A 6,853-nucleotide genomic window follows, 5' to 3' on the forward strand; every position below is an offset into this window, starting at 1 on the left:
CCACCCGCCTGGCTGGCCGGCCCGGGCCCGCCCCCCGGGTCCACCCCCCGTGGCCCCCCCCCCCCCCGGCACTACCAAATGAGTCCTGCAACAGAAAAGGCCGGGGTCTCCCCCGGCCTTTTCTGTTCATCCCGTTACCGCGATCAGGCGATCGCTTCCTGGTAACGGCGCTCGACTTCGTTCCAGTCGATGACGTTGAAGAACGCGCCGATGTATTCCGGACGACGGTTCTGGTACTTCAGGTAGTACGCGTGTTCCCACACGTCCAAGCCGAGGATGGGGGTGTTGCCTTCCATCAGCGGGCTGTCCTGGTTGCCGGTGCTCTCGACCACGACCTTCTTGTCCGGGGTCACGCTCAGCCAGGCCCAGCCGCTGCCGAAGCGGGTCAGCGCTGCCTTGGTGAAGGCGTCCTTGAACTTGTCGAAGCCGCCCAGGTCCTTGTCGATGGCCTTGGCCACGTCGCCCACCGGGTTGCCGCCAGCATTCGGAGCCATCACGGTCCAGAACAGCGAGTGGTTGGCATGGCCGCCACCGTTGTTGCGCACCGGACCCTGCAGGTTCTCCGGCAGCGACTTGAGCTTCTTCACCAGTTCTTCGACCGGCAGGTCAGTGTACTCGGTGCCTTCCAGCGCCGCGTTGACGTTGTTGATGTAGGTCTGGTGATGCTTGGTGTGATGGATTTCCATCGTCGCCGCATCGATATGCGGTTCCAGCGCGTCGTAGGCGTAGGACAGCTTGGGCAGGGTATAGGCCATGATGCATCTCCTGATTGCGAGGGCACCCGACGGTGTCGGGCGTTGCGCGGTGAATGATGGGGACAGACCGCCAGATTACCAAGGGGGATGTAAAGGAAATTGCGTCCTGCCAGTGAGCACGACGGCAATTGTTACGCAGCAGTGACGCGATGCCATCCTCATGCACCGTGCAGCGCACAGGCGCTACAGTGCCTTCACCGCCCTCGCCCGCTCCTTGCCCATGCGCAACCCCCGGCTGCTGATCACTGCCATCGCCCTGCTGCTGCTCGGCCTGGTCGTCAACCATTTCATGCAGCGCCCGCCGACGCCGCAGTTCGCGCCCGACCTGCAGGGTGCGCCTGCCGCGCGCGCGCCGGCGCCGACCACGGCCACGCCCGCAACCGGCAACGACAGCGGCCTGCCCGCATTCCTGCCAGCTGAAGCCCGGCAGACCATCGCCCTGATCCAGCGTGGCGGCCCGTTCCCGCACCGCCAGGACGGCAGCACGTTCGGCAACCGCGAACAGCAGCTGCCGCAGCGACCGCGCGGCTACTACCGCGAATACACCGTCGACACCCCCGGTGCGCGCACCCGTGGCGCTCGCCGCATCGTCACCGGCGGCGATCCGCCGGAGGCGTGGTACTACACCGACGACCACTACGAATCGTTCCGCAGCTTCACCGTACCGGCCCAGGGAGCGCAGTGATGAGCCACGATGATTTCGGCCTCGGCCTGCATGACATCAACAATGCCGGCGTTTACGCCATCGACAGCGACGACATCGGCGCACTGGCCGCGGCGATGCGCGATGCCGGGCTGAAGGTGATCCGCATCGACCTGGAAGGCGTGGCCGACAAGCGCACCCTGCTGGCCCGGCTGGCCGCGCAACTGGATTTCCCTGCCGGCTTCGGCGGCAACTGGGATGCGCTGTCGGACAACCTGCGCGACCTGCAGTGGCTGCCGGCCAACGGCTACGCGCTGTTCCTGGCCGACGTGGACACGTTGCGCGCCTCCACGCAGAAGGATTTCGACACGTTGCTGGACGTGATGGACGAAGCCAGCCGCGACTGGGTCGGCCGTGACGTACCGTTCTGGGTGTTCCTGTCGCAGAGCGCGTGAGGTCGATGCCCTGGTAGATGCCGACCTTGGTCGGCGCACGTGCTCCGGTAGATGCCGACCTTGGTCGGCGCTTCTGTGCCAACCAAGGTTGGCACCTACCAAAGCGCGGGCCGGCCAGCAGGTTGGCGGAGACGTGCCGTTCTGGGTGTTTCTGTCGCAGAGCGCGTGAGGTCACCCCCCAGGTAGAGGCCGACCCCGGTCGGCGCACGTGCTCCGGTAGATGCCGACCTTGGTCGGCGCTTCTGTGCCAACCAAGGTTGGCACCTACCAAAGCGCGGGCCGGCCAGCAGGTCGGCCGAGACGTGCCGTTCTGGGTGTTTCTGTCGCAGAGCGCGTGAGGTCGATGCCCTGGTAGATGCCGACCTTGGTCGGCGCTTCTGTGCCAACCAAGGTTGGCACCTACCAAAGTGCGAGCCGGCCAGTGGGTTGGCGGAGACCTGCCGTTCTGGATGTTTCTGTCGCAGAGCGCGTGACGTCACCACCCAGGTAGAGGCCGCCCCTGGTCGGCGCACGTGCATCCGGTAGATGCCGACCTTGGTCGGAGTTTCTGTGCCAACCAAGGTTGGCACCTACCAAAGCGCGCCAGCATGGCCGTCACATCCCGCGATGGGTCCATCGAAAAGCCCCCTTGTTGTTCAAGGGGGCGCGCCAACGGCGCGGGGACAAGGAAACATGTGTGGACAACGGGAGCCGTTAGCGGCTCCCGTTATCTTCCTGCAGCTCTTTCTTGAACGGGATGTCCGGCGGCGGTCGTGCCACCGCCGGCTGGTCCTGCATGTTGGGGTTGGTCAGGCCACAGCCACCACCGGCCTGCAGGATCGAGATCACGCAGGAGATCTTCGTGCTGGTACCCGGCAACGGAATCTCCATTGCCTTGACGCCCTTGCGCACCCACTCGGCCAGCAGCGATTCCTGCGGCACCCAGTACTTGTCGAACGAGGTAGGTGTGTAGTCGTACGGCGGTCGCTTCAACCAGGTGCCCGATTGCGCGATGCGTTCCTTGCTCCAGCCGTCGTTGGCGCCACCTGGCGCACCGCGCTCGGCACGCCCCTCGCCTTCCTGGCCCGGCACGCGGACGCTGCCATCGGCATTGAACAGGCCACTGCCCTTGCCGCTGGTACTGGCCTGGCGGGCGCCCTTGTCGGCGCCGTCCTGGTTGCGGCTCGATGCCCCCCAGTCATCGCCCTTGGCGGGCGTGGCCCAGTTGCCCGGATTGGGGGCCGGGCGCGCTCCAGCCTGGGCCGGGGTCGTGCTGGATGCAGCAGGCCGCGCAGTGTTGCTGCTGGCCTGCGTCGCGCTGCCATTGGCCGCCGGCGCGGGCGTTGCCGCGGGTGCATTGCCACTGGAAGACGAAGGGGCTGCCACCGGTGCCGAGGCTACTTCGCGCTCGCGCACCTGTACGTCACGACCCGCCGGCGCATGCACTGCCGGTTCACGACCGGCGACGGTCGCCATCCGCACCTGCGGATCGACCACCGCCTGCACTTCACGCTCGCGCACCTGTACGTCGCGCTGCGGCACGCGCACCTGCACATCGGCCGTGCGCAGTGGCTGCGACACCGCCGGTGCATCGATCGTACTGACTTCGCGCTCCTGCACCGGGATGTCACGCAGCTGCGGCGTCCGCACCGCGATCTGCGGCGCACGCATCGCGGTTGGGGTTGGCGGCGCCTGCACCGGCTGCACGCTGCGCTCGCGCACCGTGGGTGTGGTGTCACGCGGCACGATGCTGACCTCGGTGCGCGGCACGCTGACCGGCGGCACCACGAAATCCGTGCTGGCCTGCGCCACTTCGGTGGCCTGCACCGGCGACGGTGGCGGGGCCGCAAGCGGGGCCGGCTCGGCTTCGGCCGGCGGCGACGGCACGCTGGCTGCCGGTGCTGGAGCCGGTGCAGGTGCAGGCGCAGGCGCCGACGCGGCCGCAGGACGCGGCTCAGGTGCAGTCGCGGCCCCTGCTGCCTGGCCGGCGGCAACCTGGCCGGCCGGTGCAGCCGCAGCCGCCTCGGCACCCGGCTGATCGCCTCCGCCCTCCTGGGAGGCGCGGCCGACGAATTCCACCTGCACACGCTCGCCTTCGGCGCCCTCTGCTTCCGGTGCCGTGGTGCGGATCACCGCAACCCACAGCAGCAGCATGAAGAACAGCAGGTGCAGCAGCGCGCTGGCCAACGCCGAGGTCCAGCGCATCCAGCGCTGATCGCGCGGCGCAGCGTCCCAGTCCTGCCAGAACAACCGGCGCAGCGCCTGCCACGGCGACAGCCGGGGTGATTGGCCCGGCGCTCCAGGCAGCGGCCGCGGCAGCAATACCGCAATCACTTCGCGGGCGTGGAACGGCCGCGGCAGCGGGCCCAGCGAGCGCAGCCACAGCGCCCAGCCATAGGGCAGGCGCGTGGACTTCTCGAGGACGGCGCGTGGCTGCTGGCGGGCCAGCAGCAGTTCGATGAGTTGCTCGGCCCGGGTCAGAGGCACGCGTCAGCGGTCAGGCGACGTTGCCGCGCGGGATATACGGCGCGTGGCCGCTGTCATGGTCGGTCGCGTCGCGCACGGCGGTCACGCCCGGCACGCGGCCCATCAGGGTCTTCTCGATGCCCTGCTTGAGCGTCACGTCGGCCATGCCACAGCCCTGGCAGCCACCACCGAAGCGAAGCAGCACCACGCCGTCGGACGAGACTTCCTGCACGGCCACCTTGCCGCCATGCGAGGCCAGCTGCGGATTGACTTCGTTTTCCACCACCCAGTGCACGCGCTCGACCAGCGAAGCGGCATCGCCGGGGGCCTCGCCCTTGATGCGCGGCGCCTTGATGGTCAACTGCTGGGTACCGGCGGTGCCGGCGACGATGTCGATCTCGGCGCCATCGAGCCAGCCGACGCTGCTCGCATCGACGTAGAGGGTGAAGCCATCGCAGTCCACCGCCCACTCGTCACCGAGCAGGTCGGTCGGTTCGGCGAACTCCAGCCGGGCATCGGCGCGCGGGGTGCCGGGCTCGACCGCACTCAAGCGCACGCCCATGCCGGGCACGCCCTCGCGTTCGATCAGCTTGCGGAAATGGGTCTGGGCAGTGTCGGAGATCTGGATCATCAGGCTATTCTAGCCAAGTAAGCGTCAACCGCTCATTCGGTTTATACACCGTCCGGCGCATTGTTCAGTCAACACGAGGTGGAGATTCCCATGGCCGACCTGATTCCACTGGCCCAGGCCCGTTGCGTGCCGCGCAAAGGCAGCGATCACAAGCTTGGCGAAGCCCGCCTGGCCGAACTGCTGCCGCAGATTCCCGGCTGGGAGCTGAGCGAGGGCGGCCAGGCCCTGTCGCGCACCTTCCGCTTCAAGGATTACTACGCCACCATGGCCTTCGTGAACGCGCTGGCCTGGATCGCCCATCGCGAGGACCACCATCCGGACCTGGGCGTGCACTACGACCGCGCGGTCGTGCGCTTCTCCACCCACGATGTGGGCGGCCTGAGCGAGAACGACTTCATCTGTGCGGCGAAGACTTCGGCCCTGACGGAGCAACTGCCATGAACGTACGTTTGCTGAGCCTGTCCCTGATCGCTGCGACCGGCCTGGCCGGCTGTGGCGCGTCCGAACCAGCGGCACCAACACCGCCGCCGCCCACCGAAGTGGCTGCGGTGAAGACACCGCCGCCGCAGTACCCGCTTGAGCTGGCCTGCATGGGTGTGGGCGGCACCAGCACCTTCAAGGTGACCATCGGCACCGACGGCAAGCCGAGCGAGGTTGCGCTGCTGACCGGCGCCGGCAACCCGCAGCTGGACGATCTGGCCAGGACCGCCGTGCAGGGCTGGCAGTTCAATGCCGCCACCCGCAACGGCCAGCCGGTGCCGGCCACCATCCAGGTGCCGGTCAGCTTCAACCCGCCGCAGCCGAAGCCGGACCAGTGCTTCGCCATCGAAGAACGCCTGCGCCGCGGCGGCTGATCGCGCGCACCCCGACGAGGCCAGCCGACGCCCGCCTCGACCTCCCCGCCCCGGGCTCATCCGGGGCGGTTGTCTTTTGACCAGGACCGCGTCGGTACATGCTGCATATTCCCCCCGAAAATGTCTGGATCGCACTGGCGGTCACCCTCGCGGCCGGCCTGGCCACCGCCATCGGCAGCCTGCTGGTGCTGTTCTCGCGCCGCCCCAACCCACGCCTGCTGGCGTTCGGCCTGGCTTTCGCCGGCGGTGCGATGGTCTATGTGTCGCTGTCGGAGATCCTCAACAAGTCCATCGCTTCGTTCGCCCTGGCCTATGGCGAGCGCACCGGCTTCACCTACGGCACCCTGGCCTTCCTGCTGGGCGTGATCGTGATCGTGCTGATCGACCACTTCATTCCCAACCCGCATGACAGCCTGGACAAACAGGACCCGGCGTTCCGCGAGAACAGCCGCGAGTACCTGAAGCGTGTTGCCCTGCTGACCTCGGTCGCGATCACCGCGCACAATTTCCCGGAAGGCCTGGCGACGTTCTTCGCCACGCTGGAAAGCCCGTCGGTGGGCATGCCGCTGGCCTTCGCCATCGCCATCCACAACATTCCCGAGGGCATTGCGATTGCGGTGCCGGTGTACTTCGCCACCCAGAACAAGTTCTATGCATTCAGCGCCAGCCTGCTGTCGGGCCTGGCCGAACCGGTGGGCGCGGCGCTGGGCTACTGGCTGCTGTCCGGGTCGCTGTCGCACGCCACCTTCGGCTGGGTGTTCGGGCTGATCGCCGGCGTGATGGTGTTCCTGGCACTGGACGAGCTGCTGCCGGCGGCCAAGCGCTATGCCAAGGGCCACGAGACGGTTTACGGGCTGGTGGCGGGCATGGGCACGCTGGCGATCAGCCTGGTGCTGTTCAAGTGGTGAGGGGTTTGCGGCCAACGGGCTGAGCCCCCTCGCGGCTGGTACGTCCCGCAGCATCGAGAGGTCACGGGCGGGGGCGGCTTGCAGGGGACGCCGTGAATCCATCCATGGAGGCTTGGCCGCCGCATCCATGCGGCGGACACCCCTGCAAGCCGCCCCCGCCCG

Annotated in this window: 8 protein-coding genes; 5 read left to right on the top strand and 3 right to left on the bottom strand. The window is 67.9% G+C overall.

Annotated elements, in window-relative coordinates:
* Window positions 1–143: 143 nt before the first annotated feature.
* On the bottom strand, window positions 144–755 hold the full coding sequence (locus V3B25_RS01610) for a superoxide dismutase (RefSeq protein WP_049421512.1): 612 nt from the start codon (window positions 753–755) through the stop codon (window positions 144–146).
* A 220-nt stretch (window positions 756–975) separates the two neighbouring features.
* On the opposite strand from V3B25_RS01610, the gene V3B25_RS01615 reads away from it, so the two are divergent.
* Together V3B25_RS01615 and V3B25_RS01620 are read left to right on the top strand one after the other, a co-directional pair.
* Window positions 976–1,440, top strand: coding sequence for a ribonuclease domain-containing protein (locus tag V3B25_RS01615; RefSeq protein ID WP_329809892.1), 465 nt, complete (start codon window positions 976–978; stop codon window positions 1,438–1,440).
* Window positions 1,440–1,853 (top strand): barstar family protein, encoded by a 414-nt coding sequence (locus tag V3B25_RS01620; protein WP_032129660.1) that lies wholly within the window; start codon window positions 1,440–1,442, stop codon window positions 1,851–1,853. The genes V3B25_RS01615 and V3B25_RS01620 overlap by 1 nt, the downstream gene beginning before the upstream one ends.
* A 693-nt stretch (window positions 1,854–2,546) precedes the next feature.
* Here V3B25_RS01620 and V3B25_RS01625 read toward each other — a convergent pair.
* Both V3B25_RS01625 and V3B25_RS01630 read right to left on the bottom strand, forming a co-directional pair.
* Window positions 2,547–4,319 carry a hypothetical protein gene (locus V3B25_RS01625; protein ID WP_049424019.1) on the bottom strand — a complete coding sequence of 591 codons (1,773 nt, stop codon included), beginning with the start codon at window positions 4,317–4,319 and terminating at the stop codon, window positions 2,547–2,549.
* Between the two features lie 10 nt (window positions 4,320–4,329).
* Window positions 4,330–4,929: an NfuA family Fe-S biogenesis protein gene (locus V3B25_RS01630; RefSeq protein WP_032129662.1), complete on the bottom strand. Its 600-nt coding sequence runs from the start codon at window positions 4,927–4,929 to the stop codon at window positions 4,330–4,332.
* Between the two features lie 90 nt (window positions 4,930–5,019).
* Here V3B25_RS01630 and V3B25_RS01635 point away from each other — a divergent pair, with 90 nt between their 5' ends.
* From V3B25_RS01635 to zupT, 3 genes are all read left to right on the top strand, one after another.
* Window positions 5,020–5,370: a 4a-hydroxytetrahydrobiopterin dehydratase gene (locus tag V3B25_RS01635; RefSeq protein WP_006456031.1), complete on the top strand. Its 351-nt coding sequence runs from the start codon at window positions 5,020–5,022 to the stop codon at window positions 5,368–5,370.
* Entirely contained in the window at window positions 5,367–5,783 is a 417-nt protein-coding gene (locus tag V3B25_RS01640) for an energy transducer TonB (protein ID WP_329809893.1), read from the top strand. Before V3B25_RS01635 ends, V3B25_RS01640 begins: the two co-directional genes overlap by 4 nt.
* A gap of 98 nt (window positions 5,784–5,881) precedes the next feature.
* On the top strand, window positions 5,882–6,691 hold the full coding sequence (zupT, locus tag V3B25_RS01645) for a zinc transporter ZupT (protein ID WP_049424010.1): 810 nt from the start codon (window positions 5,882–5,884) through the stop codon (window positions 6,689–6,691).
* Window positions 6,692–6,853: the final 162 nt, after the last annotated feature.

Source organism: Stenotrophomonas sp. SMYL8 (genome assembly GCF_036320065.1).
GTDB lineage: Bacteria > Pseudomonadota > Gammaproteobacteria > Xanthomonadales > Xanthomonadaceae > Stenotrophomonas > Stenotrophomonas maltophilia_A.

Coding starts and splice junctions, on each gene's coding strand:
- V3B25_RS01610 (WP_049421512.1), bottom strand. CDS start 755: ATGGCCTATACCCTGCCCAAGCTGTCCTACGCCTACGACGCGCTGGAA.
- V3B25_RS01615 (WP_329809892.1), top strand. CDS start 976: ATGCGCAACCCCCGGCTGCTGATCACTGCCATCGCCCTGCTGCTGCTC.
- V3B25_RS01620 (WP_032129660.1), top strand. CDS start 1,440: ATGAGCCACGATGATTTCGGCCTCGGCCTGCATGACATCAACAATGCC.
- V3B25_RS01630 (WP_032129662.1), bottom strand. CDS start 4,929: ATGATCCAGATCTCCGACACTGCCCAGACCCATTTCCGCAAGCTGATC.
- V3B25_RS01635 (WP_006456031.1), top strand. CDS start 5,020: ATGGCCGACCTGATTCCACTGGCCCAGGCCCGTTGCGTGCCGCGCAAA.
- V3B25_RS01640 (WP_329809893.1), top strand. CDS start 5,367: ATGAACGTACGTTTGCTGAGCCTGTCCCTGATCGCTGCGACCGGCCTG.
- zupT (WP_049424010.1), top strand. CDS start 5,882: ATGCTGCATATTCCCCCCGAAAATGTCTGGATCGCACTGGCGGTCACC.